This window comes from Pseudomonas fluorescens group sp. PF-69 (assembly GCF_054481235.1).
The window spans coordinates 3470753-3494143 of record NZ_JBTMNC010000001.1 but is presented as its reverse complement, the minus strand read 5'-3'; the positions used below and the strand labels follow the sequence as shown (position 1 = coordinate 3494143).

Here is a 23391-nt window from a genome sequence, read left to right as displayed (position 1 = left end):
AACATTCCTGTGGGAGCGAGCTTGCTCGCTCCCACAGGGGTCTGGCTGCCCCGATTACTGCTGCTGGACGGAGATCACCGGTGCCGGCGTCGGTGAAACAAGCACCTTGGCATGCATCTGTTCACACCCGCCGCCGCGACGCATCCCGCGCACCGGGCACGCATCCAGGTAATCCAGGCCCACCGCCAGTTTCAAGTGGCGCTCAGGCCGGGCCAGTTCATTGGTCACGTCGAAACTGTACCAGGCGTCATCCAGCCAGGCTTCGGCCCAGGCATGGCTGGCCAGGTGTTCGCTGTTTTCGCTGTACAGATAGCCCGAGACATACCGCGCCGGAATCCCCAGGCTGCGGGCGCAGGCGAGAAACGCGTGGGTGTGGTCCTGGCACACGCCCGAACGACCGGCGAAGGCCTGGGCCGCGCTGGTGTCCACTTCGGTGGCGCCGGGCGTGTAGGTCATGTGCTGGTTCAGGCCGTGCATCAAGTCGATCAGCGCCGTGCGATCCCGGCGTTGCTTGCATTCCTTTTCGGCAAACGCGCGCAGGGCTGCGTCGGCTTCGGTCAGGCGGGTGAAGCGCAGGAACGGCAGCGCCGACTGGCTCTCGTGCTCGGCTTCGCGCAATTCGTCGATGTCGACCTGTCCACGGGCGCCGATGATGATCGCTTCGTGCGGTTCGTCCATGGTCAGCACGTGCAGGATGTTGCCGAACGGATCGAGTTGCGCGCGCACCGGCCGCGGCAGGTCGAGCTGCCAACTGAGCACGTGCTGGCGCTCGCTGTCATGGGGGGTCAGTCGCAGGTACTGGATGCTCGCCCGCACCTGATCTTCGTAGTGATAGGTGGTCTCGTGGCTAATCGAAAGTCTCATGCAGCCTCCAGATAAGAACTGTGAATCGCGTTACCCAACTGGCGCACCAGCGGGATGAACTCGGTGAGCCAGGCGTGCAGGCCTTCGTCGAGGATTTCGTTGATGCCGGTGTAGCGCAGTCGCGCGTCCATTTCCGCCGCCAGGCGTTGGGCGGGACGGCCGTTGGCTCCCGGCAACTGGGCAAGGATTTGGTCGATTTCTTCGGTGCACGCCCGCAGGGAGCGCGGCACATCCGCCCGCAGCAACAGCAACTCGGCCACATGCCGGGCGCCAGGTGCGTCGCGATAAATTTCGGTGTAGGCCTCGAAGGACGACAAGGCCCGCAGCAAGGCACTCCACTGGTAGTACGCGTGGGCCGTGCCATCGCTGACCGCTTCAGCCTGATCACCCGCCATTTCGTAGCGGGCATCGAGCAGGCGCAACGTGTTGTCGGCGCGCTCGATGAAGGTCCCCAGGCGAATGAAGCGGAACGCATCGTTACGCATGATGGTGCCGTAGGACGCGCCCCGGAACAGGTGGGAACGTTCCTTGATCCACTCGCAGAAACGGCTCATGCCGTAGCGACTGAGGCCCTGCTCGGCAATGCCGCGAATTTCCAGCCAGGTCGCGTTGATGTTCTCCCACATGTCAGCGGTGATTCGGCCACGCACCGCGTGGGCACTGGCCCGCGCGGCACCGAGACAGCTGTAGATGCTGGCCGGATTGGCCGCATCCAGGGCGAAAAAATGCAGCAAGCGTTCGGCATGCAACTCGCCGTGGCGTTCGAGGTAATCGTCCAGGGTGCCGGTGATCAGCAGCGGCATGGCCAGTTCGTGCAGGCCGTCACCGCGTCCATCCTGCGGCATCAGCGACAGCGAATAACTGATGTCGAGCATCCGTGCGAGGTTTTCCGCCCGCTCCAGGTAACGCGACATCCAATACAGATCCGAGGCAGTTCTACTTAACATGACAGGCTTCCTTCAATCCTCGACCACCCAGGTGTCCTTGGTTCCGCCGCCCTGGGAGGAGTTCACCACCAGGGAGCCTTCGCGCAGGGCGACACGGGTCAAACCACCGGGCACGACCCGGGTTTCGCGACCAGACAATACAAACGGACGCAGGTCGATGTGGCGTGGCGCGATGCCGCTTTCGACAAAGGTCGGGCAGGTCGACAACGACAGTGTCGGTTGCGCGATGTAGGCATGGGGCTTGGCAATGATCCGTGCGCGGAAGGCTTCGATTTCCGCCGCCGTCGCCGCCGGCCCCACCAGCATTCCGTAACCGCCGGAGCCCTGGGTTTCCTTGACCACCAGTTCCGGCAGATGGGCCAGGACGTGGGAAAGTTCCGAGGGATTACGACACTGCCACGTCGGTACGTTCTTCAGGATCGGCTCTTCATCCAGGTAGAAACGGATCATGTCGGTCACGAACGGGTACACCGACTTGTCGTCCGCCACCCCGGTGCCGATGGCATTGGCCAACACGACATTGCCGGATCGGTAAGACGACAGCAGCCCTGGCACGCCGAGCATCGAGTCCGGGTTGAACGCCAGCGGGTCGAGGAAGGCGTCGTCGAGGCGGCGGTAGATCACATCGACGGCTTTTGGCCCGTCGGTGGTGCGCATGAACACCTTGTCGTCACGCACGAACAGGTCCGCGCCTTCCACCAGCTCCACACCCATTTCCCGCGCCAGGAACGCATGCTCGAAAAATGCACTGTTGAAACGCCCCGGCGTCAACACCACGACGCTCGGGTTGTCGATCGGGCTGGAGCTTTTCAGGGTATCGAGCAACAGGTTCGGGTAGTGGTCGATGGGGGCGATGCGTTGCGCCGCGAACAACTCGGGGAACAGCCGCATCATCATCTTGCGGTCTTCGAGCATGTAGCTGACACCGCTCGGCGTACGCAGGTTGTCTTCGAGCACGTAGTACGTGCCGTCGCCGTCGCGCACCAGATCGACACCGGAGATGTGCGAATAGATATCGCGGTGCAGATCCAGCCCCTGCATTGCCAACTGGTATTGCTCGTTGGCCAGCACCTGCTCGGCCGGAATGATGCCGGCCTTGATGATGCGTTGCTCGTGATAGAGGTCGGCGAGGAACATGTTCAACGCCTTGACCCGCTGGATGCAGCCGCGCTCGACAATGCGCCATTCACTGGCGGGAATGCTGCGCGGAATGGTGTCGAAGGGAATCAGGCGCTCTGTCCCCTGCTCATCACCGTAGAGCGTGAAAGTAATCCCGGCGCGATGAAACAACAGATCGGCCTCGCGTCGCCGTTGTGCCAAAAGCTCGTCAGGCGTTTCGGACAGCCAACGGGCAAACTCCCGATAATGCGGGCGGACCTGACCGCCGGCATCGTACATCTCATCAAAATAGGTGCGGATCATGCCGTACTCCTTGTCACCCGGACATACAGACCTTCGCAAGGCCCGTGCCATCGGCAGAAACGCTTTAATATCAATCGGTTGGATAATCGATACGCAGACACCGCACCAATCCTGTGCGGTAAATGCCCCAACCTGATCGCCCCCGCTTCATTGCAAGGCGTTGTGGTCGCCTGTCACCAGCATAGTCTGTGGGAGGCGGCTTGCCGGCGAAGGGGGTCATTCAGTCATGGAGGGCTCTTCGAGGTCGTGTTCGGTTTGCCGGCGACAAAAACGAAAACGGCCAACCCAAAGGTCAGCCGTTACTGATGCTTGCTACTGTTCATAAGTTTATGCGAGTCGCCCTCGTACCTCCTGTTTGACACCCCAGCCTTCAATGATGCCGCCCAATGGCTCGACCACGGCTTCGAAACCCAGTTCGAAGTCGCCGATGTCATCGTAAGTGGCGTACATGACTTTGCTCAGTTCAAGGGCCCATGCGCCGTCATCGCGCACACTGATTTGCGCATTCAGGGATTCACCACGGTAATGACCTGCCGCCCTGCGTGCCCGCTCCTCGTCCGGGAAAATGGCGTAGAACTCGATGGGATGGAACCGTGAAAAGTCGAAACCGCCCTCTTTCATGCGGCGCAGAACGCTGCTGCTGATATCTTCTTGATAGGCTGTGCTCATGAAACGTCCTCCTCAAACTGATGGATAGACTTTCCGTACTCCCAGCGCCCGCCACCGAACGGTGCGAACGACGGCATCCGATGTGCCGACGGGAAACAAGCATGTAGCTGACAAGACCAGACCTTAGCGATCCATTCGCTGATCTCGCCTGCAGATTAGCCCCAAGATAGAGCCGCTGCCAAGGCCTGGTTGAGAATGTGACAGGAGATGTTCAGATTGGCGTGATGCCGAGGATTTGAATGCTGTTCTGGGCCTTGAGACTTTTGACAGTCGCATCGGCCGTTCGCCCTTCCAGATCGTTCAGATCCAGTTCGGCGGCAACGGGAAGCAACCGGGCCTTGATGAGTTTGGCGGCGTGTTCGTTATCCGGGCACTCGTCGCACTCAAAGACTTCGTCGACCGTTTCACCGTGATCATCCACGAAAGTGATTTTCCACTTTTGCATCAGTGCCTCCTCGATAAAACCCATTGATGGGCTTACTTCTATCTCGACCTGATTAGCTGGCTAATCGTTCCGCTGATTTTCCTCTGGCACCTCATGAAAAAAGGGCCGTCAGCGGCGTGGTAGAACACCACCGCGGACAGCCCTTTTTTGATTGACGCGCTATCAGTCGTTGCTTGGCTTGTTCACAGCCTGCAAAACGTACTGCGGCAAGGCAAAGGCACCGATGTGGATCTCCGGATTGTAGTAGCGGGTGATGATGCCGCTGCCGGCGAACCGTTGTTGCAGGGTTTCGCGGGACAATTTGCGATAAGCGGTATTGGTCGCGCCCCAGGCGAAGGTCATCGCGCCGCCGATATAAGTCGGCACGGCGGCCTGATAGAAGTGCCAGTCAGGGAACAGGCTGCGCAGACGACCGGCGGTGGTTTTGACTTCTTCGATCTGCATGAACGGCGTGCCGTTCTGCGTGACCAGGATGCCGCCTTCGTTCAGGCAGCGGTGGCAGGCCTGATAGAAGTTCTCCGAGAACAGCACTTCGCCTGGCCCGATCGGGTCAGTGGAGTCGGAAATGATCACGTCGAACTTTTCAGTGGTGGTGGCGACGAAGCGCATGCCGTCGTCGATCACCAGGTTCAGGCGTGGATCGTCGAACGCGCCCTTGGAGTGATTCGGCAAAAATTCCTTGCACATGTCGACCACGGTACCGTCGATCTCGACCATGGTGATGTGCTCGACGCTGCGGTGCTTGGCCACCTCACGCAACATGCCGCCGTCGCCGCCACCGATGATCAACACGCGCTTGGCGGTGCCATGGGCGAGGATCGGCACGTGGGTCAGCATTTCGTGGTAGATGAATTCGTCGGCTTCGGTGGTCTGGATCACGCCGTCCAGCGCCATGACCCGGCCCATGCGCGGGTTTTCGAAAATCACCAGGTGCTGGTGTTCGGTGCGCACTTCGTGCAGCAGTTTTTCCATGCGAAAACGCTGGCCATAGCCTTCGTAGAGGGTTTCCAGGTAGTCGTTGGTCGGGGTGATGCTCATGGGAAGTGCTCCGATGAATGCGGGTGGCAACGGACGGTTACCCGCCCATGATGGCCAATCGATCGGTTCGATTGACCGGGAAAGGCGCGCATTCTACGTCGAGGAAGATGACAGGTCGAACCTCACTTGATGACTCGCCACAATGCCCTGTGGGAGCGAGCCTGCTCGCGATAGCGATTTGTCCGCCACATCAATTCCGAATGTGCCGCCATCATCGCGAGCAGGCTCGCTCCCACAGATTTTATGTCGCTTGGGAGAATGACTTCAGATTCTGACGTTACCCCGTGGCCCCGCGATCGCCCAGATGATCAGGCCCAAAACCGGCAGCAACAGGATCAACAGCACCCAGAGGACTTTCATCCCGGTTTCGGCGCCACTTTTGAGTACGTTGATGATTGCCCAGATGTCCAGGGCAAGGATGATCAGGCCTACCAGGCTGTTGAACGTGGAACCCATGGTGACGCTCCTGAAGAGTGATTGGCCCTCTTAGGATAGCTGCCCAAGGCCAGGGTTCCGTTTTTATTGACAGCTTGCGGTTTTAAACGTGAACGGCCACTTTCAAGGCTTCCAGGGACGGCCCAGCGGCAATGCCGACTTCGGCGCACAGCTCCAGCACCCGCGGCACGTCGTTGCCGTAGACCAGAACGACTTGCAGTTCGTCGTCGAGCAACTGGCTGAAGTTCATCAGCACATAGCCACCGTTTTCCTTGTTCAGGCTGCTCATTTGCACCTGAATGCGATTGAGCGCGGTCAGGGCTTCGGTCTTGGCCAGTTGCTTGGGCTTGATATTGAATTCGACGCCCGGCCCGAACGAAGCAACGATCTGCGCGAACAGATCCATGTAGGTGTCGGCCTGGAACAGCACGGTCTCCGGCAGACTGCCGACGACCACCCACTCGCCCAGCGGGATCGGGAAGGTGTCGTCGTAGTTGATGTCCGGATTGGCCGCCAGGAAACCCTCGGGGTCCGAGTAAGCCTGGGCCGCCTCGTCAGCGACCTTGAGGATTTCGTCATCGCCCATGCACCCGGAGCTGATTTTGCTGATGAGTTCGACGAGCGCGGCTTTCATGGGGCGGATCCTGTAGCGAGGGAATTTTGAGGGCGCGAAGGATAACGCATTCAGTGAGTGCTGCGCAGGTTGCTCCCTCGCCACAGAAGTACAGCGTCAGCCCGGCAGTTTTTCCAACTGCGCAACGGTGTCCACAGCCCCCATGGTCCTGGCGGCTTCCAGCGCGGTGATGCCATTGGCGTCCCTGGCTTTCGGATCGGCACCTTTGCTGATCAGGTAGTCGACAATGGCGACGCGGTTGAACATCGCCGCCATCATCAGCGCCGTACGGCCATCGAACGACGAGCCTTCGACTTGCGCCCCGCCTTCAACCAGCGCCGAGACCACCGCCAGGTCGCCCTTGAAGGCGGCACCGGCAATCGGGCTCTGGCCGTTGTCGTTGCGGATTTCCGGATCGGCCTTGTGTTCGAGCAAGACTTTTACCGTGTCCACATGACCATGGTAAGCGGCCAGCATCAACAAGGTGTCGCCCTTGTGATTGCGCAGGTTCGGCGGCAAGCCCTTGGTCAGCAGCGCAGCCATCATGGCCGCATCGCCCTCCCGCGCCTTGTTGAATACCTGTTCGGCAAATTCGGCAGCTTCTTCGGGGGTCATCTGGCGGCTTTTGTCTGACATTGAACGCTCCACTTTCAGTTATTCGCAAAGCCGACAGTTTCCCGAGCAGCCCCGGCACTGTCACTTCTTTTTTCTGAAGCGGGGCCATAGGCACATTCAATATCGATATCGACCGCCGTGGATATCCTTCAGCATTTGCTCCGTCACCTGCACGTACGTTTCGGTTCCCGGCAGCCAGGCGTAGATCGGGTCAGCGCCGGTCCGGGCCGGGTCGAACGCTTCATCCTTGAGCCGGGTTTTCTGATATTTGAAGGTCCCGGTGGTCTCCATTTTCACTTTCACCCGCAGGAACAATGGCACGGCGTAGGCCGGCATCTGTTGCCGGGCGAAGGCCAGCAGCTCGCTGAAATCCAGGGTCGCCAGGGATTCGGCCGGCGTGATGGCGGCCATCCCGGCGCGGCCGTTGGTGTTGCGGACTTCCACACCATAGGCCACGGCTTCGGAAATATGCGGGTGTCGCAGGAGGATGTTCTCGACCTCGGTGGTCGAAACGTTTTCGCCCTTCCAGCGATAGGTGTCACCCAGCCGATCAACGAACTGCGCATGGCCAAAACCAATGTTGCGCAACAGATCGCCGGTGTTGAAGTAGCGGTCGCCTTTGACGAACACGTCGTGGAGCACGACTTTTTCGGTCTTTTGCGGATCGGTGTAACCGTCCAGTGGCGCCTTGTCGTCGATTTTCGCCAGCAACAACCCCTGCTCGCCCTTGCAGACCTTGCGCATGAAGCCGTTGGCTTCGCGAATCGGCGCACCGCTTTCGTGGTCGTAAACCGCCAACTCCCAGGACATCAGGGAAAAACCGACAGTGTTGTCGAAATTCAGAATGTTGGTGAAACCGATATTGCCGTCACTGGCGGCGTACAGCTCGCAGATGTGGCACACGCCGAAACGTGTCTTGAATTCACCCCATGCGCCGGGGCGCAGACCGTTGCCGATCATTTTGGTGACGCCGTGCTGGCGGTCGTCGGCAGTGGGCGGTTGATCGACCAGATAACGGCACAATTCGCCGACGTAACCGAGGGTGGTCGCGCGGTATTTGCGCACATCGTTCCAGAACTGGCTGGCGCTGAACTTGCGCCGGATGGCGAATCCCGAGGCACCGCTGATGGCCGAACCCCAGCACACGCAAAGTCCGGTGGCGTGATAGAGCGGCAAGGTGCAATAGACGACATCGTCCGGGCGCATATCCAGCGCGATCATGCCGAAGCTCGCCGAGCTGCGCATCCAGCGCCCGTGCTTGAACACCCCGGCCTTGGGCAACCCGGTGGTGCCCGAGGTGTAGATATAGAAACAGGGGTCGTCGAAAAACACCTGCTGGCTGCTGACGGGGTTGTCGCAGGCGTTGTCGAGGCTGGCGGTCATCAGGTTGATGAAACCCTCGGGGGAAACGCCCGGATGGCTGTAGGTGTCCCGATCAGCGACAAACCAGGTGCGAGCCTGCGCCATCGATACCCGTTCGCGTACCGCCAGAAACGCCGCCACCAGCTCTTCGCCGACGACGATGGCCACCGGCGCCACCAGATTCAGGCTATGCACCAGGGTATCGTGGGTTTGTGAGGTATTGAGCAGCGCACTGATCGCACCGACCTTGGCCACCGCCAATATCGTCACCAGCAGCTCCGGACGATTTTCGATGAACACCGCCACCACATCGCCCTTGCCGATGCCTTGGGCAATCAAGTGATGGGCGATGCGATTGGCCCACTCGTTGACCTGTGCATAAGTCAGCGTGACCTCGCCGTACAGCAAGGCCGGCCCTTGGGGATTGCGCAAGGTCGCTTGTTCGAAACTCCAGCCCAGGCCACACGGTTGGGTCGGGTCCTTGACGTTAGCCACTTTCATTCCCTTCACCACCCGCGGAATGGCTTTGGCAATGGACGGCAGCTTGCGGAGCATCATGCCCCAGGTGATGGTGTCGCGTGGCGTGCGGCTCATGGTTGCTCCCGTTCGATCTTTTTATTGTCGGGCGGCGTTGATTGAGCCCGAAAATACGTCAACGGTTCTTGAGCTGTACACGCGGTTTTTGAAATGTTTTGTATCCGCCACAGCGATGTTGGAAATCATGAGCATCTGCACGGGCAATGGTTCCATCGAATCGCCGACGACCACGCAAAATGCAGGATGCACGATGGCCATTCATGCAAATTGCACGGAAAAATAAATCAGCAAAAAACTTAAATAACTGATTTATATAGAATTCTTGTTAATGGACGTGCTGGCACAATCGCTGCAACTACCCCCTCATGCTTGCCATTCCAGCGCTAACGGAGCCGAAAGACATGAGCCTGATCCAAGAAAAATTTTCGTCCTTGTTCTCCAACTTCGAAGTCACCACCCAGCCACGACCTGACGGCGGGATTCTGCTGACCCTGCGCGGTGGCGAAGACAAAGTGTTCAAGCGCTCGATTTCCTACCAGCAATTGCACAACGGCGATCAACTGTCGTGGGTCATCAGCGCGATCCGTCGCGACCTCGCCGAACAAGCCAGCGAACTGCCACAAATCTCCATGCTCCAAAGCCAGCAGCGGTTTGCCCTGCCGACTTATCATTCGCTGTAAAGCCTGAAACAACTGTAGGAGCGAGCCTGCTCGCGATGGTCGTCAACGAAAACGCGTGTGGCCGGGTTAAACCCGGCGCACTCGGGTCCATCGCCAGCAGGCTGGCTCCTGCAGGCTATGTGTGGCTTAGAACGTCGAGGGATCGATCCGCGCAAAACTGTCCACCGTGACATGCCCCGCCAATTCCCCGCCCTCACGGGCCAGCCCGCACGTGGCCATCCCTGCCCTGCGCGCCGCGTCCAGCTCTTCGACGATGTCCGACAGAAACAGAATCTGCGAGGCTTCCAGGCCAATGGCCTGTGTGATGTTGGTGTAGGACTGTGCGTCGCGCTTGGGTCCTGAGGTGGTGTCGAAATAGCCGCTGAACAGTGGCGTCAAATCCCCCGCTTCCGAGCAACCGAAAATCAGGCGCTGGGCCTGGATCGAGCCCGAGGAATAGACAAACAGTTGATACCCCTGCTGATGCCAGTGCTTCAGCGCTTCGACGGCGTCGGGGTAGACGTGGCCTTTGAGTTGCCCGGCCTGGTAGCCCTGCTCCCAGACCATCCCTTGCAACGCCTTGAGCGGCGTGGCCTTGCGGTCTTCGGCAATCCAGCCCAACAGAATCTCGATCACCCGCTCGACGTCGGCATCCGGCGCGTTGCTGTCGCGGCGCACGCTGGCCAGTTGTTCAGCGACGTCGTTGCGCCCGGCGTTCTGACGGACAAAGTCCGGCAGGTGTTTCGCGGCGTAGGGAAACAGCACGTCGAACACAAAACTCACCGCGCTGGTGGTGCCTTCGATGTCGGTGAGAATCGCTTTGATCGGCATCGTTTCAGTCCTCGAGACGCGGGAAGCGGCCAGCGATGTCTTCGCCGGTGAAATTGGCCACCCAGCCTTCCGGATTGTTGAACAGACGAATCGCGACGAAGTGCGGATGCTCCCCCATGTCGAACCAGTGCCTGGTACCGGCCGGTACCGAGATCAGGTCGTTTTTCTCGCAGAGCACGGCGTAGACGTAATCGTCGATGTGCAGGGTGAACAAGCCACGACCGGCGACGAAGAATCGCACTTCGTCTTCGCCATGCTGGTGCTCATCAAGGAACTTGGCGCGCAATTCGGCTTTTTGCGGGTGATCGCTGTTCAGGCTGATCACATCGACAGTGATGTAGCCGCGCTCGGTCATCAGCTTGTCGATCTGCTCTTGATAGGCGGCGATCACTTCTTCCTGACTGGCGCCCGGCTGGATTTTCGTCGCCGCTTGCCAGCGATCAAACCGTACGCCCTGCTCGGCCAGGGTCGAGGCGATGTCTTCGAAATGGGTCAGCACCTTGTTCGGAATGTCAGGGCTTGAGACGTGGTAGACGGACAGGCTGCTCATCGGGCAACTCCTTGACGGTTCAGGCTTTACGGTGAGAGAGCGAGCGGGTTTTCAACTCGCACTCGAACAAGAATTCAAAGGCCTCGATCTGCCGCAGGGCGTCGCTCATGCGCGCGCCCCAGGTGTAGAGGCCATGGCCGCGAATCAGGTAGCCAACGCAATCGGGATGGGCGTCGAGCCAAGGCTGTACCTTGGCGGCGAGGCGCGCAATGTCCTGATCGTTGTCGAAAATAGGCACCCGCACCTGCGACTCGTGGGTCGACACGCCGGTGAAGGCTTTTTGCAGTTCGTAATCTTCGAAATCGATGAAGTCTTCAGGCGTCAGGCGCGACAGCACCGTGGCGTTCACCGAGTGGGTGTGCAACACCGCGCCGATCTCCGGACGCCAGCTGTAGAGCTGAGTGTGCAGCAGGGTTTCGGCGGACGGTTTCTTGCCCGCCTCCAGGCTGTTGCCCGACAGATCCGTGGCCAGCACATCGTCCAGGCCCAATTGGCCCTTGTGCTTGCCCGACACCGTCAACAGCGCTTCGGTCGGCGACAGTCGGGTCGAATAATTGCTGCTGGTGGCTGGCGACCAGCCGCGGCCATACAGAAAACGCCCGGCGTCGATGATTTCCTGGGCGAGGTGTTCACGGGTAAGGCTCATGGCCTGTCCTCTTGCATACATGTGGCAATGATAACGGCAGCCGCGAGGGCTGCGAGGCTGGCAATACTAAAGGTCAATGCGGCGCCCAGGGCGTTCCAGCTGTAACCGGCGTACAACGCGCCCAGTGCGCCGCCGGTCCCGGCCAGTGCCGCGTACAACGCCTGGCCCTGGCCCTGCTGACGCGCGCCGAAGCTACGTTGCACGAATGAAATGGCAGCGGCGTGAAAGCTGCCGAATGTCGCCGCGTGCAACACCTGGGCAAACAACAATACCCAGAGGAACTCAGCCAACGAACCCAGCAACAACCATCGCAACGCCGCCAGCAGAAAACTCGCCAGCAGCACCCGGCGCAATGAAAATCGCGCGAGGATTTTGCTCATGGCCATGAACATCAGCACCTCAGCCACCACGCCGACGGCCCAGAGCATGCCGATCACCCCGCGGCTGTAGCCCAATCGCTCAAGGTGCAAGGTCAGAAACGTGTAGTACGGGCCATGGCTCATCTGCATCAGCGCCACGCACGCGTAAAAAGCCAGCACGCCGGGGCTGCGCAGTTGCTTGAGAAATCCCTCCCCCGCCACCCGGTGACCCGGCGCCGGTTGCGCGTTCGGCACCCAAAGGCTGCTGAGCACGATCCCGGCCATGATCAGCACCAGCGCCGCCGGGTAGATGTCGAGACTCAGCCATTCGAACAACCGGCCCAGCGCGACCACGGTGATGATGAAACCGATGGAGCCCCAGAGGCGAATCTGACTGTAGCGCGAGGTCTGGCCCTGCAGGTGTGCGAGGGTGATGACTTCGAATTGCGGCAACACGGCGTGCCAGAAGAACGCATGCAAGGCCATGACCATCGCCAGCCAGGCGTAGGTCTTGCTGACGAAAATCAGTGAAAAGGTCAGCAGCGTGCAGACCGCGCCGAAACGCACGATGGCCAGCCGCCGGCCGGTGTAGTCACCCAGCCAGCCCCAGATGTTCGGCGCCACGCATCGCATCAACATCGGGATCGCCACCAGCTCACCGATGCGCGCGGCGGAAAATCCCAGGTGATCGAAGTACAGCGCCAGAAACGGCGCCGTCGAACCGAGCAAGGCGAAATAGAACAGATAGAAACTGGAAAGCCGCCAGTACGGCAGCGCCGCCACAGCCATCAGACTGCAGCGGCTATGAGGTCAGCCATTAAAGCTGACCCAGCACCGGGGTGCTCACGCGCACATCGGCGTTCTGCCCACGGTGGCGCAGCAGGTGGTCCATCAACACGATGGCCATCATCGCCTCGGCGATCGGCGTGGCGCGAATGCCGACGCACGGGTCGTGACGCCCTTTGGTGATGACGTCCACCGGGTTGCCATGGATGTCGATCGAACGGCCCGGCGTGGTGATGCTGGACGTTGGCTTCAGGGCCAGGTGCGCGACGATCGGCTGACCGGAAGAGATGCCACCGAGAATGCCGCCAGCGTCGTTGCTGAGGAAACCTTCCGGGGTCATTTCATCCCGATGCTCGGTACCACGCTGGGCGACACTGGCGAAACCGGCACCGATTTCCACGCCCTTGACCGCATTGATGCTCATCAGCGCATGGGCCAGTTCCGCGTCGAGGCGATCGAAAATCGGCTCGCCGAGGCCCGGCATCACGCCTTCGGCGACCACGGTGATCTTGGCGCCGACTGAATCCTGGTCGCGGCGCAACTGGTCCATATAGGCTTCCAGTTCCGGCACTTTGTCCGGGTCCGGGCTGAAGAAGGCGTTTTCTTCTACTGAGTCCCAGGTCTTGAACGGGATTTCGATCGGGCCGAGCTGGCTCATGTAGCCGCGAATGACGATGCCCTGGGTCGCCAGGTATTTTTTCGCAATCGCGCCAGCGGCAACGCGCATGGCGGTTTCACGGGCCGAGCTGCGGCCACCGCCGCGATAATCGCGCTCGCCGTACTTGTGGTGGTAGGTGTAGTCGGCGTGGGCCGGGCGGAACAGGTCCTTGATCGCCGAGTAGTCCTTGGATTTCTGGTCGGTATTGCGGATCAACAGGCCGATGGCGCACCCGGTGGTGCGACCTTCGAACACGCCGGAAAGGATTTCGACTTCGTCGGCTTCCTGGCGCTGGGTAGTGTGGCGGCTGGTGCCAGGCTTGCGCCGGTCGAGATCGCACTGCAGATCTTCCAGGGAGATCTCCAGGCCCGGCGGGCAGCCATCGACAATGGCGACCAACGCCGGACCATGGCTTTCGCCAGCGGTGGTGACAGTGAACAGCTTGCCGTAGGTATTGCCGGACATGCAGGACGCTCCGTGAAATGAACCTGAATACGTAATGCGCGCCAGTATACGCAGGCTACCCAAGTAGTTCATCCTCGAACCTTATGGGTGTCGGCGAGTCCAACCGGCATCTTCGTTCATGATGGCGTGATGATGCTGCGAGTTCTAGCCTTGAGCCTTACCCTGTTTACCGGTTTCGTCCAGGCCACTGTCCTGCAACGGCCGATCACGCTGGATACCGGGAGCGGAGAGCTTTTCGGCTCGCTGCTGCTGCCAAAGTCCGACACGCCTGTACCGGTTGTCCTGATCATTTCCGGCTCCGGCCCAACCGATCGTGACGGCAACAACCCCGACGGCGGGCGCAATGACAGCCTGAAACGGCTGGCCTGGGTGCTGGCCAAACACAACATCGCCAGCGTGCGCTACGACAAACGCGGCGTTGCAGCGAGCCTGGCGGCGACCCCCGACGAGCGCAACCTGACGCTGGAGGCCTACGTTTCCGACGCCGAAGCCTGGGGGCGCAAGCTCAAGGCCGATCCGCGCTTCGGCAAGCTGATTTTGCTGGGGCACAGCGAAGGCGCCTTGATCGCCAGTCTCGCGGCGCCGAGTGTCGATGCGGCCGCGGTGATTTCCTTGTCCGGCAGCGCCCGGCCGATCGATCAAGTGGTGCGCCAACAACTGAGCAATCACCTGCCGCCGCCACTGATGCTGCGCAGTAACGAACTGCTCGACAGCCTCAAGGCCGGGAAAACCGACGATAACGTGCCACCGCCCTTGCAGGCGATATTCCGCCCGAGCGTTCAGCCGTACCTGATTTCGCTGTTTCGCCAGGACCCTGCGGCGGCGTTCGCGAAGTTGAAAATGCCGGCGTTGATCATCCAGGGCAGCAACGATATTCAGGTCGGCGTCAATGACGCCAAAATGCTCAAGGCTGCCAAACCGGACGCCGAACTGGCACTGATAGAAGGCATGAACCACGTCATGCGCATCGTGCCCAACGACGTAAAACGGCAATTGGCCTCCTATAGAGATCCGCAATTGCCCCTGGCGGCCGAACTGGGCACTCGAATCCTCGGGTTTATTGACGCAATTCGTGCCAGTTGAGCGCTTTAAGCGACATCGCGAGGTGAAAACCGCTCGAGAACGCTTCGTCGCCCTCCAGTCTTGAAAAAAACGGCCGATAAGCCTTTGTCGCCAGCGCACTGGCTGGCGGCAAGCAAGCTTGGACAGGATCTCGCCGTTATGACCGATACCCAGACTTCACCCGACACCACCGCTGAAAAAGACGCACCGCCAGCGGTCGAGCTGCCTTGGGCGGACGTACACGTCGAGCACCACAAGATGCTCCGTCTGGCGCCGCTGCAGACCGACCGCAACACCGGCGGGCGCCCCCTGCGCTTTGTCGAGTTCGGTTATGCCGAGCGCAACGACAAGCAGCGCAGCCTGATGCGCATGAGCATCACCCTGCCCGGCCAACGCGTGCGCAAGGAACAGAATCATCTGGACGTGTGGGTCGACCACAGCGAAAAGCGCGTGCATTTCGGGCCGGACAGCGGCCTGCAAATCGAACCGATGAACCGCGGTATCGGTCGCTTCCTGGCGGCCCAGGGCATTACCTGGGCGAAGAAGCGATGGCCCGGCTACACCGTCGACGGCACCGACCTGAACAACAAGGATGCGCTGAACGAAGACACCCGCCTGCGTCGCGACCACTTTTTGCGGGTGCACGGTTTCGATGTGGTTTACGCCGACGCCCAGCATTTGAAGGGCAGCGTCAAGGCAGTCCAGGTCGGCGACCTGTCGGGTGACTGGAACACGGAAAAACTGCAGATCGTGGAAATTCTCGAGGCGGCGCAGATGCTGCAGCAAGCCGAGCAGAACCTGGCCGAGCAGGAAGTCAAACTCAAGAAACACGAAGAAAAGGTCAGCAAGTACAAGCGTGAAGACGCCGGCTTGCGGTTCACCATCACCTGCCTGGTGGCGTTTGCGGTGTTTCAGGCGGGGTTGTTGATCTGGATTGCGACGCACCGGTAACCGCTGAAATCGGTCCGCGGTGAGACGCTTTTGTGGCGAGGGAGCTTGCTCCCTCGCCACAAAGATTGCGGTCAGACGCGGGACGCGAACAATGCCTGATGATCCCGGCACTGTTCAGCCGACAGCATGAACACGCCATGCCCGCCGCGCTCGAACTCCAGCCAGGCGAAATCGACTTCGGGGTACAACGCCTCGACGTGTACCTGGCTGTTGCCCACCTCGACAATCAACAACCCCTTCTCGGTCAGGTGATCGGCCGCTTCGGCGAGCATGCGCCGTACCAGGTTCAAACCATCCTCACCGCAGGCCAGGCCCAGTTCCGGTTCGTGCTGGTATTCGTCCGGCATGTCGGCGAAATCCTCGGCATCGACGTAAGGCGGGTTTGACACGATCAGGTCGAAACGCTGCCCCGGCAAACCATCGAAACCATCGCCTTGCACGGTGTAGACCCGCTCATCGACGCCGTGACGCTCGATGTTCTGGTTGGCCACTTCCAGCGCTTCGAACGACAGATCGGCCAGCACCACTTCGGCGTTCTGGAACTCGTAGGCGCAGGCGATGCCGATGCAGCCGGAGCCGGTGCACAGGTCGAGAATTCGCGCAGGTTCGTTGGCCAGCCATGGCGTAAAGCGATTTTCGATCAACTCGCCGATCGGCGAACGCGGGATCAGCACGCGCTCATCGACGATGAACGACAGGCCGCAGAACCAGGCTTCGCCCAGCAGGTACGCGGTCGGGACGCGCTTTTCGATACGACGCTTGAGCAAGTGCTGCAGGTGAACGAGTTCGTCTTCTTCCAGATTGCAATCGAGGTAGCTGTCGGCGATTTCCCACGGCAAGTGCAGTGCACCCAACACCAGTTGACGGGCTTCGTCCCAGGCGTTGTCGGTGCCATGGCCGAAAAACAGATCCTCCCCATGGAAGCGACTGACGGCCCAACGGATATGGTCACGCAGGGTACGAAGGCGGGAAGTGATCACGACGGCAAACTCCAGAAAAATCGACGGGCGATTCTATCAGTCAAACGCTGCCGCGACGACGCAGGAAAAACACTGGCGCTGTTGTAGGACTAATCTCTTTTTTACGCTCGACCTTGAACAAAACGGACCACTTGACAACGCTGCACGCCAGTAACGACGGCGCTTGTAATGGTAGCCATTCACAGAAGCGCTCAGCCAGAGGACAATGTCGCAAAAGCCCCACTCCAAGGAGCCCCAGAATGTCTGTTCCAAAAACGATGTTTCAACTCAGCGGCCGCGGTTATGCAGCAGCCAATCTGAGCCATGCGACGCTTGTGATCATCGATGCCCAGAAAGAATACCTCAACGGTCCATTGGCCCTGAGTGGCATGGACGCTGCCGTCGCGAACATCAAGCAATTGTTGGGCGCTGCCCGCGCCGCCGGCCGCCCGATCGTGCATGTGCGCCACCTCGGCACCGTGGGTGGCCTGTTCGACCCGCAAGGCGAACGCGGCGAGTTCATCCCGGGGCTGGAGCCACTGGCCGACGAAACCATCATCGGCAAATTGCTGCCCAGTGCGTTCCACGGCACCCCACTTGAAAAACGCCTGCAGGATCTGGGCGCCCTCGACCTGATTGTCTGCGGTTTCATGAGCCACTCCAGCGTCAGCACCACCGTCCGCGCCGCGAAGAACCTGGGCTTCCGTTGCACCCTGGTGGAAGACGCCTGCGCCACCCGCGACTTGCCCTACAAGGGCGGCGTCCTGACCGCCGAGCACGTCCAGCAGACCGAAATGGCGATCATGGCAGACAACTTCGCCACCCTCGCCCTGACCCGCGAACTGATCTGATCGGCGCTCAATGAGCGGTCTGTACCGCCGCTCATCCGCAAAAGCCTCTCGTTAGCCGTAATTGTCTTAGCCTCAGGAACAACCCGGTCAACTCCCGGTCGAAGGGCCGATACCCATTGAGGAAGGTCGGAATGAAGTTATCCGATGGTTTTGACGCTCGCCGCTTGCGGCCCAAAGGCCAAAGCAACTGGCGTTTTCGAATCGGCGCGGCATTTGCCGCGCTGCTGGCAATGTCCGGTGTGTTACTCGCCATGGCCGGTATCGCCAGCCTGCTCGGCCATGCGCCCGCCCTGGGCGAGATGAACACCAACCGCGCCGGTGCGGCGGTGATTCTGGTGATTGGCCTGGTCGTGCTGTACCTCGGTGTGTGGCTCTGGCGTCGTAGCCGTCGTCGCTCGCGCCAGTCGCGAGAGCTGGCCATGTCCCCGCATTTGATGAAAAAACACGACTGAACCCGCGCTCACACCGAATGCGCGTGTTTTGTCGCGCGCCCATTCGCCTGGAGTTGGGTAAACTGGCCGCCCTTCGCGGAGGCTGACATGCAAGACGACGATTTTTCCCTGTTCAAAAGTGCGATCCAAGGCGTCAAGCCGATCAAGCACGATCGCGCCGAAACCGGCAAACCCAAGGCTGACCGCGCGCAGATCGCCAAGCTGCGTCAGGCCGCTACCGTGCGCACCGACGCCACCACCGTCGACGGACTCTCCGATCAGTTCGTCATCGATGTCGGCCCGGAAGACGAGTTGATGTGGGCGCGCGACGGTGTGCAGGAAAGCCAGATGCGCAAGCTCAAGATCGGCCAGATTCCGTTCGAAGGCAGCCTCGACCTGCACGGCATGAGCGTGGAAAAGGCCCGGGAAACCCTCTGGGCCTTTCTGGCCGAAGCGACCAAATTCGAAATCCGCTGCGTGCGCGTCACCCACGGCAAGGCCGTGCGCCTGGACGGCAAGCGGCCGATGATCAAAAGCCACGTCAATACGTGGTTGCGCCAGCATACGCAGGTACTTGGCTTCACCTCGTGCCAGCCCAGACATGGCGGCGCCGGTGCCGTGTATGTGATGCTCAAACGAACCATGATGGAAGGTCGAGACGAGTAAAGCTGATGCGTCATGCTTGCAGCGTCGTGTCCGCCACCGTACCCTTGCCCTTTGCGTAAAATCCCACAGGTAGTTTCATGTCCCTGGAACAGAATTACACCGAGATCCTTGGCCAACTGGGCGAGGACGTCTCCCGCGAAGGCCTGCTCGACACGCCGAAACGTGCCGCCAAAGCCATGCAGTACCTTTGCCGCGGTTATGAACAGACGCTCGAAGAAGTCACCAACGGTGCCTTGTTCAGCTCCGACAACAGCGAAATGGTGCTGGTCAAGGACATCGAGCTGTACTCGTTGTGCGAGCACCACCTGCTGCCGTTCATCGGCAAGGCCCATGTCGCCTACATCCCCAGCGGCAAGGTCCTGGGGTTGTCGAAAGTCGCGCGGATCGTCGATATGTACGCCCGCCGCCTGCAGATCCAGGAAAACCTCAGCCGCCAGATCGCCGACGCGGTCCAGCAAGTCACCGGCGCCCTGGGCGTTGCGGTGGTGATCGAGGCCAAGCACATGTGCATGATGATGCGCGGCGTGGAAAAGCAGAATTCGTCGATGATCACCTCGGTGATGCTCGGTGAGTTCCGCGAGAACGCTGCGACTCGCAGCGAATTCCTCAGCCTCATCAAGTAATTCGCAGCACGAAAGAAACCGGCATTCATCGCCGGTTTTTTTTCGTCCGCGAAAATCAGGTAAGCTGCGCGCCCTTCATTTTTCGCTCCGTGAGGCTTTCAACGTGTTCGTAAAAGCGCTTCGTGTCGGCCTTGGCCAACTGATCATCTTCATCGACTTTCTCACTCGCCCCGGCAAGAAGCAGCGCCCGGCCGAGGCTCAGGCCCAGGTCAACAGCGCCGCCAAGGACCTGACCCTGTATCAATTCCACGCCTGCCCGTTCTGCGTGAAAACCCGCCGCACCCTGCGCCGCCTGAATGTGCCGGTGGCGTTGCGCGATGCGAAGAACAACGAACAGGATCGCCAGACCCTGCTTGAGCAAGGCGGCAAGATCAAAGTGCCGTGCCTGCGCATCGAAGAGAATGGCCAGACCACCTGGATGTATGAGTCCAAGGTGATCATTGACTATCTGGACAAGCGCTTCGCTGCGGCCTGATGGTTTGGCGGTGTACACAAATTTCGTGATCACCTCCTCCCTGTGGGAGCTGGCTTGCCAGCGATGAGGCCAGCCCAGACGACGCCCATCCCGAACAAAAATAAAACCGGCCCAATGGCCGGTTTATTTGTTTTCAGGCGGCTTGCGCCGCCTGCGCCTGACGCACCACCGCCGCCAACCGCTTGAGTCCTTCATCCAGCCGCACCGGGTCGATGTGGCTGAAGTTCAACCGCAGATGCCCGGGGTTGTTGTCCGGATCCGGGAAGAACGGCTCGCCCGGCATGAACGCCACATCATTGGCCAGCGCCGTATGGAGCAAGGTTCGGGTATCCAATGGCTGCTTGAGAGTGAGCCAGAAAAACAGCCCGCCCTGGGGCACATTCCAGTCCGCCAGATCGGCAAAATGGGTTTCCAGGGCCGCCTGAAACGCGTCACGACGCTCCCGGTAGAAATCGCGCAACTCACTCAGGTGCCGCTGGAATTTTTCGCTGCCTATCCACTGCTGGGCTTGCCACTGGCCGACGCGGTTGGTGTGCAGATCCGCCGATTGCTTGAGTTTCAACAAATGCGGAAACAGATCCGCACTGGCGATCAGATAACCGACGCGCAGCCCCGGCAGCAGGGTTTTCGACACGGTGCCGGTGTAGATCCAGCTGGCTTTTTTCAGGCGACTGACAATCGGCGTCGCACTGCCACCGTCGAAGGTCAGTTCGCGGTAAGGCTCGTCTTCGATCAGGGGCACGCCGAACTCGTCAAGCAACGCCGCCACGGCATCGCGCTTGGCTTCGCTATAGCGCACAGCCGATGGATTCTGGAACGTCGGGATCAGGTAGATGAACGCCGGACGGTGTTTTTCCAGACGAGTGCGCAATTGCGCCAGGTCCGGGCCATCGGCTTGCAGCGGCACGGTCAGGCACTCGGCGCCGAACAGCTGGAAGATTTGCAGCGCTGCCAGATAAGTCGGCGCTTCGAGCAGGATCTCGGTGCCCTTGTCGATGTAGAGCTTGGCCGCCAGGTCGAGGGTCTGCTGCGAGCCACTGACCACCAACACCTGGCTCGCCTCGCAGGGCACGCCCAGCGCCCGGGCCTCGGCGGCCAACATCTCGCGCAGCGCCGGTTCGCCTTCGCTCATGCCGTATTGGCCAATGGTCAGCGGCATCTCATCCCATTCGACCTTTGGCAACATGGCTTCGGCCGGTAACCCGCCGGCGAACGACATCACTTGCGGGCGCTGGGCGGCAGCGAGGATTTCACGGATCAGAGAACTTTTAAGGCGCGAGACACGTTCGGAAAAAGCCATGGGGATCACCGGTAGCGAGGCCAGAGGGAAATGAGTCAAACTTGTTGACCAAAATTACGTCAGCCCGAGCGGATACGTCAATATGCTTGACCTTAAAAACCCGATATCCCAGCAACAAGCCATGGAAGCGTTTTTCTTCGGTTATCAGGCCTTCACCGCCAAGGCCGACGAAATGCTTGCGCGTCGAGGCTTGAGCCGTGTGCACCAACGCATCGTTTTTTTCATCGCCCGTTACCCGAACTTGAGTGTGACGCAGTTGCTGGCCTTGCTGGGCGTGAGCAAGCAGGCGCTGAACATGCCGCTGCGCCAATTGCTGGAAATGCATCTGGTGAACAGCGTCGCGTCCGAGACCGACAAGCGTAAACGCCTGCTGGAATTGACCGACGATGGGGCGCGTTTCGAACAATCACTGCGCCGCGAGCAGGTGAAATTGCTGGAACGGGTGTTTGCCGAGGCCGGGGAGACGGCGGTGAATGGGTGGTTGGCGGTGAATCTGGCGCTGGGCAACAGTCAGGCAGTTATTGATTGACGATTCCGCCCCTTTCGCGAGCAGGCTCGCTCCCACAGGGAAACTCGGTCGAATGTGGGAGCGAGCCTGCTCGCGAAGGCGTCTTGACTGGCGATATATCACTATCGCCTGAATTTTAGTAAACAAAACAAAAAACAATATTTGCTTTATTTGTACACAAAAGCATAATCCACCTCGTGCGAGTTCCTGACCAAGAGGTCAACAAATTCGCAAGTGCCTCAAAGGGCCGCTGCCACCCTCTCGGGTCCGGCCCTGGAAATAACAATAAAACTCTTGAGGAGTACTCGCTGTGGAAAGCCGCAAATCCGAAGCATCGACGCTGGATCTCTCGCCGCCTTTACGCACTGGCTGGCTGGAGCGCATCTTTAAACTCAGCTTGCATGGCACCACGGTGAAGACCGAGTTGATTGCCGGTCTGACTACCTTCATCACGATGGCCTACATCATCTTCGTCAACCCCAACATCATGGCGGACGCCGGGATCGATCACGGCGCGGCGTTCGTCGCCACCTGCATCGCCGCCGCACTGGGTTGCCTGCTGATGGGCCTGTACGCCAACTGGCCCGTCGGCCTGGCGCCGGGCATGGGCCTGAACGCCTTCTTCACCTACACCGTGGTCGGCACCATGGGCTACAACTGGGAAACCGCCCTCGGTGCGGTGTTCGTGTCCGGTGTGCTGTTCATGATCCTGACCTTCTCGCGCGTGCGCGAATGGCTGCTCAACAGCATTCCGGTGAGCCTGCGCTTCGCCATGGGTGCGGGCGTGGGCCTGTTCCTGGGGCTGATCGGCTTGAAAACCGCCGGCATCATCGTCGACAGCCCCGCCACCCTGATCAAACTGGGTTCCCTGCGCGAGCCAGGCCCGCTGCTGGCCGCCATCTGCTTTCTGATGATCGCCGTGCTCAGCTACCACAAAGTGTTCGGCGCGATCCTCATCAGCATCATCACCGTGACCCTGGCCGGTTGGGGCCTGGGCCTGGTGCATTACGAAGGGATCATGTCGGCACCGCCGAGCCTGGCCCCGACCTGGATGGCGATGAACCTCGCCGGCGTGTTCAACGTCAGCATGATCAGCGTGGTGCTGGCCTTCCTCTTCGTGCACATGTTCGACACCGCCGGCACCTTGATGGGCGTGGCGCAGCGCGCCAACCTGGTCAACGCCGATGGCCGCATCGAAAACCTCTCCCGCGCCATGAAAGCCGACAGCGCCTCCAGCGTATTCGGCGCGATCGTTGGTGTTCCCCCTGTCACCAGCTACGTGGAAAGTGCTGCAGGTGTCGCGGCAGGTGGTCGGACTGGTCTTACCGCAGTGACCGTAGGTGTGCTATTTATTGCAGCGATGTTCTTCGCCCCGCTGGCCGGCATGATTCCCGCCTACGCCACCGCAGGCGCACTGATTTACGTCGCCATGCTGATGATGGGTGGCATGAAGCACATCGAGTGGGACGAAGCGACCGACAGCATTCCGGCGATCGTCACCGCCATCATGATGCCCCTGACCTTTTCGGTCGCCGACGGTATCGCGCTGGGCTTCATCACCTACGTGGTCCTGAAGGCCGGCACTGGCAAGTACAAGGAAATTTCCGCGAGTCTGTGGGTGCTCTGCGCGATCTTCATCGCCAAGTTCATCTTCTTGTAAACCT

Annotated in this window: 26 protein-coding genes and 1 pseudogene; 10 read left to right on the top strand and 17 right to left on the bottom strand. The window is 60.2% G+C overall.

Translation table 11 applies throughout. From position 1 onward, the window contains the following. Nucleotides 1–54: 54 nt before the first annotated feature. The 10 genes from ACX3YF_RS16310 to ACX3YF_RS16265 form a co-directional block, all read right to left on the bottom strand. The gene (locus tag ACX3YF_RS16310; protein ID WP_103402595.1) at nt 55–864 is read right to left on the bottom strand and encodes a transglutaminase family protein; all 810 of its coding nucleotides are present in this window, start codon (nt 862–864) and stop codon (nt 55–57) included. Beyond that, entirely contained in the window at nt 861–1811 is a 951-nt protein-coding gene (locus ACX3YF_RS16305) for an alpha-E domain-containing protein (protein WP_047531601.1), read from the bottom strand. The genes ACX3YF_RS16310 and ACX3YF_RS16305 overlap by 4 nt, the downstream gene beginning before the upstream one ends. 12 nt (nt 1812–1823) lie before the next feature. Continuing rightward, on the bottom strand, nt 1824–3233 hold the full coding sequence (locus ACX3YF_RS16300) for a circularly permuted type 2 ATP-grasp protein (RefSeq protein WP_103402594.1): 1410 nt from the start codon (nt 3231–3233) through the stop codon (nt 1824–1826). 327 nt (nt 3234–3560) lie between these two features. Continuing rightward, nucleotides 3561–3902, bottom strand: coding sequence for a ribonuclease E inhibitor RraB (locus tag ACX3YF_RS16295; RefSeq protein WP_196585629.1), 342 nt, complete (start codon nt 3900–3902; stop codon nt 3561–3563). Nucleotides 3903–4113: 211 nt separating this feature from the next. After that, nucleotides 4114–4347 carry a hypothetical protein gene (locus ACX3YF_RS16290; RefSeq protein ID WP_103402739.1) on the bottom strand — a complete coding sequence of 78 codons (234 nt, stop codon included), beginning with the start codon at nt 4345–4347 and terminating at the stop codon, nt 4114–4116. Nucleotides 4348–4509: 162 nt separating this feature from the next. Then, complete coding sequence (gene speE, locus ACX3YF_RS16285; RefSeq protein ID WP_130203663.1) at nt 4510–5385, bottom strand: polyamine aminopropyltransferase; 876 nt, start codon at nt 5383–5385, stop codon at nt 4510–4512. Nucleotides 5386–5649: 264 nt separating this feature from the next. After that, on the bottom strand, nt 5650–5841 hold the full coding sequence (locus ACX3YF_RS16280; RefSeq protein ID WP_047531608.1) for a PLDc N-terminal domain-containing protein: 192 nt from the start codon (nt 5839–5841) through the stop codon (nt 5650–5652). 82 nt (nt 5842–5923) lie between these two features. After that, a complete protein-coding gene (locus ACX3YF_RS16275; protein WP_458944530.1) occupies nt 5924–6454 on the bottom strand; it encodes a hypothetical protein in 531 nt (176 codons plus the stop codon). Between the two features lie 96 nt (nt 6455–6550). Continuing rightward, nucleotides 6551–7069: an ankyrin repeat domain-containing protein gene (locus ACX3YF_RS16270; RefSeq protein WP_130203665.1), complete on the bottom strand. Its 519-nt coding sequence runs from the start codon at nt 7067–7069 to the stop codon at nt 6551–6553. 96 nt (nt 7070–7165) lie between these two features. Then, entirely contained in the window at nt 7166–9004 is a 1839-nt protein-coding gene (locus ACX3YF_RS16265) for a long-chain-acyl-CoA synthetase (RefSeq protein WP_458973919.1), read from the bottom strand. Nucleotides 9005–9348: 344 nt separating this feature from the next. Between ACX3YF_RS16265 and ACX3YF_RS16260 the strand changes: the two genes are divergently transcribed. Continuing rightward, nucleotides 9349–9627, top strand: coding sequence for a DUF3509 domain-containing protein (locus ACX3YF_RS16260; RefSeq protein ID WP_103402591.1), 279 nt, complete (start codon nt 9349–9351; stop codon nt 9625–9627). Nucleotides 9628–9753: 126 nt separating this feature from the next. Here the strand turns inward: ACX3YF_RS16260 and mtnC are convergent, their stop codons facing one another. Genes mtnC through aroC form a run of 5 tightly spaced genes read right to left on the bottom strand, consistent with a single transcriptional unit; the run spans nt 9754 to nt 13901 of the window. Then, a complete protein-coding gene (gene mtnC, locus ACX3YF_RS16255; protein WP_458973918.1) occupies nt 9754–10437 on the bottom strand; it encodes an acireductone synthase in 684 nt (227 codons plus the stop codon). A gap of 4 nt (nt 10438–10441) precedes the next feature. Next, on the bottom strand, nt 10442–10987 hold the full coding sequence (locus tag ACX3YF_RS16250) for a 1,2-dihydroxy-3-keto-5-methylthiopentene dioxygenase (protein ID WP_130203667.1): 546 nt from the start codon (nt 10985–10987) through the stop codon (nt 10442–10444). Nucleotides 10988–11006: 19 nt separating this feature from the next. Next, nucleotides 11007–11633 (bottom strand): methylthioribulose 1-phosphate dehydratase, encoded by a 627-nt coding sequence (locus ACX3YF_RS16245; protein ID WP_458944529.1) that lies wholly within the window; start codon nt 11631–11633, stop codon nt 11007–11009. Continuing rightward, nucleotides 11630–12781 carry an MFS transporter gene (locus ACX3YF_RS16240; protein ID WP_161793938.1) on the bottom strand — a complete coding sequence of 384 codons (1152 nt, stop codon included), beginning with the start codon at nt 12779–12781 and terminating at the stop codon, nt 11630–11632. Before ACX3YF_RS16240 ends, ACX3YF_RS16245 begins: the two co-directional genes overlap by 4 nt. Before the next feature lie 28 nt (nt 12782–12809). Next, the gene (gene aroC, locus ACX3YF_RS16235; RefSeq protein ID WP_458973917.1) at nt 12810–13901 is read right to left on the bottom strand and encodes a chorismate synthase; all 1092 of its coding nucleotides are present in this window, start codon (nt 13899–13901) and stop codon (nt 12810–12812) included. An 83-nt stretch (nt 13902–13984) separates the two neighbouring features. Here aroC and ACX3YF_RS16230 point away from each other — a divergent pair. Together ACX3YF_RS16230 and ACX3YF_RS16225 are read left to right on the top strand one after the other, a co-directional pair. Further along, nucleotides 13985–14984: pseudogene (locus ACX3YF_RS16230) on the top strand (alpha/beta hydrolase). Between the two features lie 138 nt (nt 14985–15122). Continuing rightward, entirely contained in the window at nt 15123–15914 is a 792-nt protein-coding gene (locus ACX3YF_RS16225) for a hypothetical protein (RefSeq protein WP_288100196.1), read from the top strand. A 71-nt stretch (nt 15915–15985) separates the two neighbouring features. On the opposite strand, the gene prmB is transcribed toward ACX3YF_RS16225, so the two are convergent. After that, entirely contained in the window at nt 15986–16894 is a 909-nt protein-coding gene (gene prmB, locus ACX3YF_RS16220; protein WP_130203672.1) for a 50S ribosomal protein L3 N(5)-glutamine methyltransferase, read from the bottom strand. A 239-nt stretch (nt 16895–17133) separates the two neighbouring features. On the opposite strand from prmB, the gene ACX3YF_RS16215 reads away from it, so the two are divergent. The 5 genes from ACX3YF_RS16215 (at nt 17134) to ACX3YF_RS16195 (ending at nt 19919) form a co-directional block, all read left to right on the top strand. Further along, the gene (locus ACX3YF_RS16215) at nt 17134–17724 is read left to right on the top strand and encodes a cysteine hydrolase family protein (protein WP_130203673.1); all 591 of its coding nucleotides are present in this window, start codon (nt 17134–17136) and stop codon (nt 17722–17724) included. Between the two features lie 131 nt (nt 17725–17855). After that, entirely contained in the window at nt 17856–18176 is a 321-nt protein-coding gene (locus tag ACX3YF_RS16210; protein WP_130203674.1) for a hypothetical protein, read from the top strand. A gap of 87 nt (nt 18177–18263) precedes the next feature. Further along, the gene (locus ACX3YF_RS16205; RefSeq protein ID WP_047531639.1) at nt 18264–18821 is read left to right on the top strand and encodes a Smr/MutS family protein; all 558 of its coding nucleotides are present in this window, start codon (nt 18264–18266) and stop codon (nt 18819–18821) included. A 77-nt stretch (nt 18822–18898) separates the two neighbouring features. Continuing rightward, nucleotides 18899–19444 carry a GTP cyclohydrolase I FolE gene (gene folE, locus ACX3YF_RS16200; RefSeq protein WP_024076633.1) on the top strand — a complete coding sequence of 182 codons (546 nt, stop codon included), beginning with the start codon at nt 18899–18901 and terminating at the stop codon, nt 19442–19444. 103 nt (nt 19445–19547) lie between these two features. Beyond that, nucleotides 19548–19919, top strand: a complete 372-nt coding sequence (locus ACX3YF_RS16195; protein ID WP_047531644.1) for a glutathione S-transferase N-terminal domain-containing protein — start codon at nt 19548–19550, stop codon at nt 19917–19919. Nucleotides 19920–20052: 133 nt separating this feature from the next. Here ACX3YF_RS16195 and ACX3YF_RS16190 read toward each other — a convergent pair whose 3' ends face one another. Further along, entirely contained in the window at nt 20053–21219 is a 1167-nt protein-coding gene (locus ACX3YF_RS16190) for an aminotransferase-like domain-containing protein (RefSeq protein WP_458973916.1), read from the bottom strand. 82 nt (nt 21220–21301) lie between these two features. On the opposite strand from ACX3YF_RS16190, the gene ACX3YF_RS16185 reads away from it, so the two are divergent. Next, nucleotides 21302–21748 (top strand): MarR family winged helix-turn-helix transcriptional regulator, encoded by a 447-nt coding sequence (locus tag ACX3YF_RS16185; RefSeq protein ID WP_130203676.1) that lies wholly within the window; start codon nt 21302–21304, stop codon nt 21746–21748. Nucleotides 21749–22037: 289 nt separating this feature from the next. Further along, a complete protein-coding gene (locus tag ACX3YF_RS16180) occupies nt 22038–23387 on the top strand; it encodes an NCS2 family permease (protein ID WP_130203677.1) in 1350 nt (449 codons plus the stop codon). Nucleotides 23388–23391: the final 4 nt, after the last annotated feature.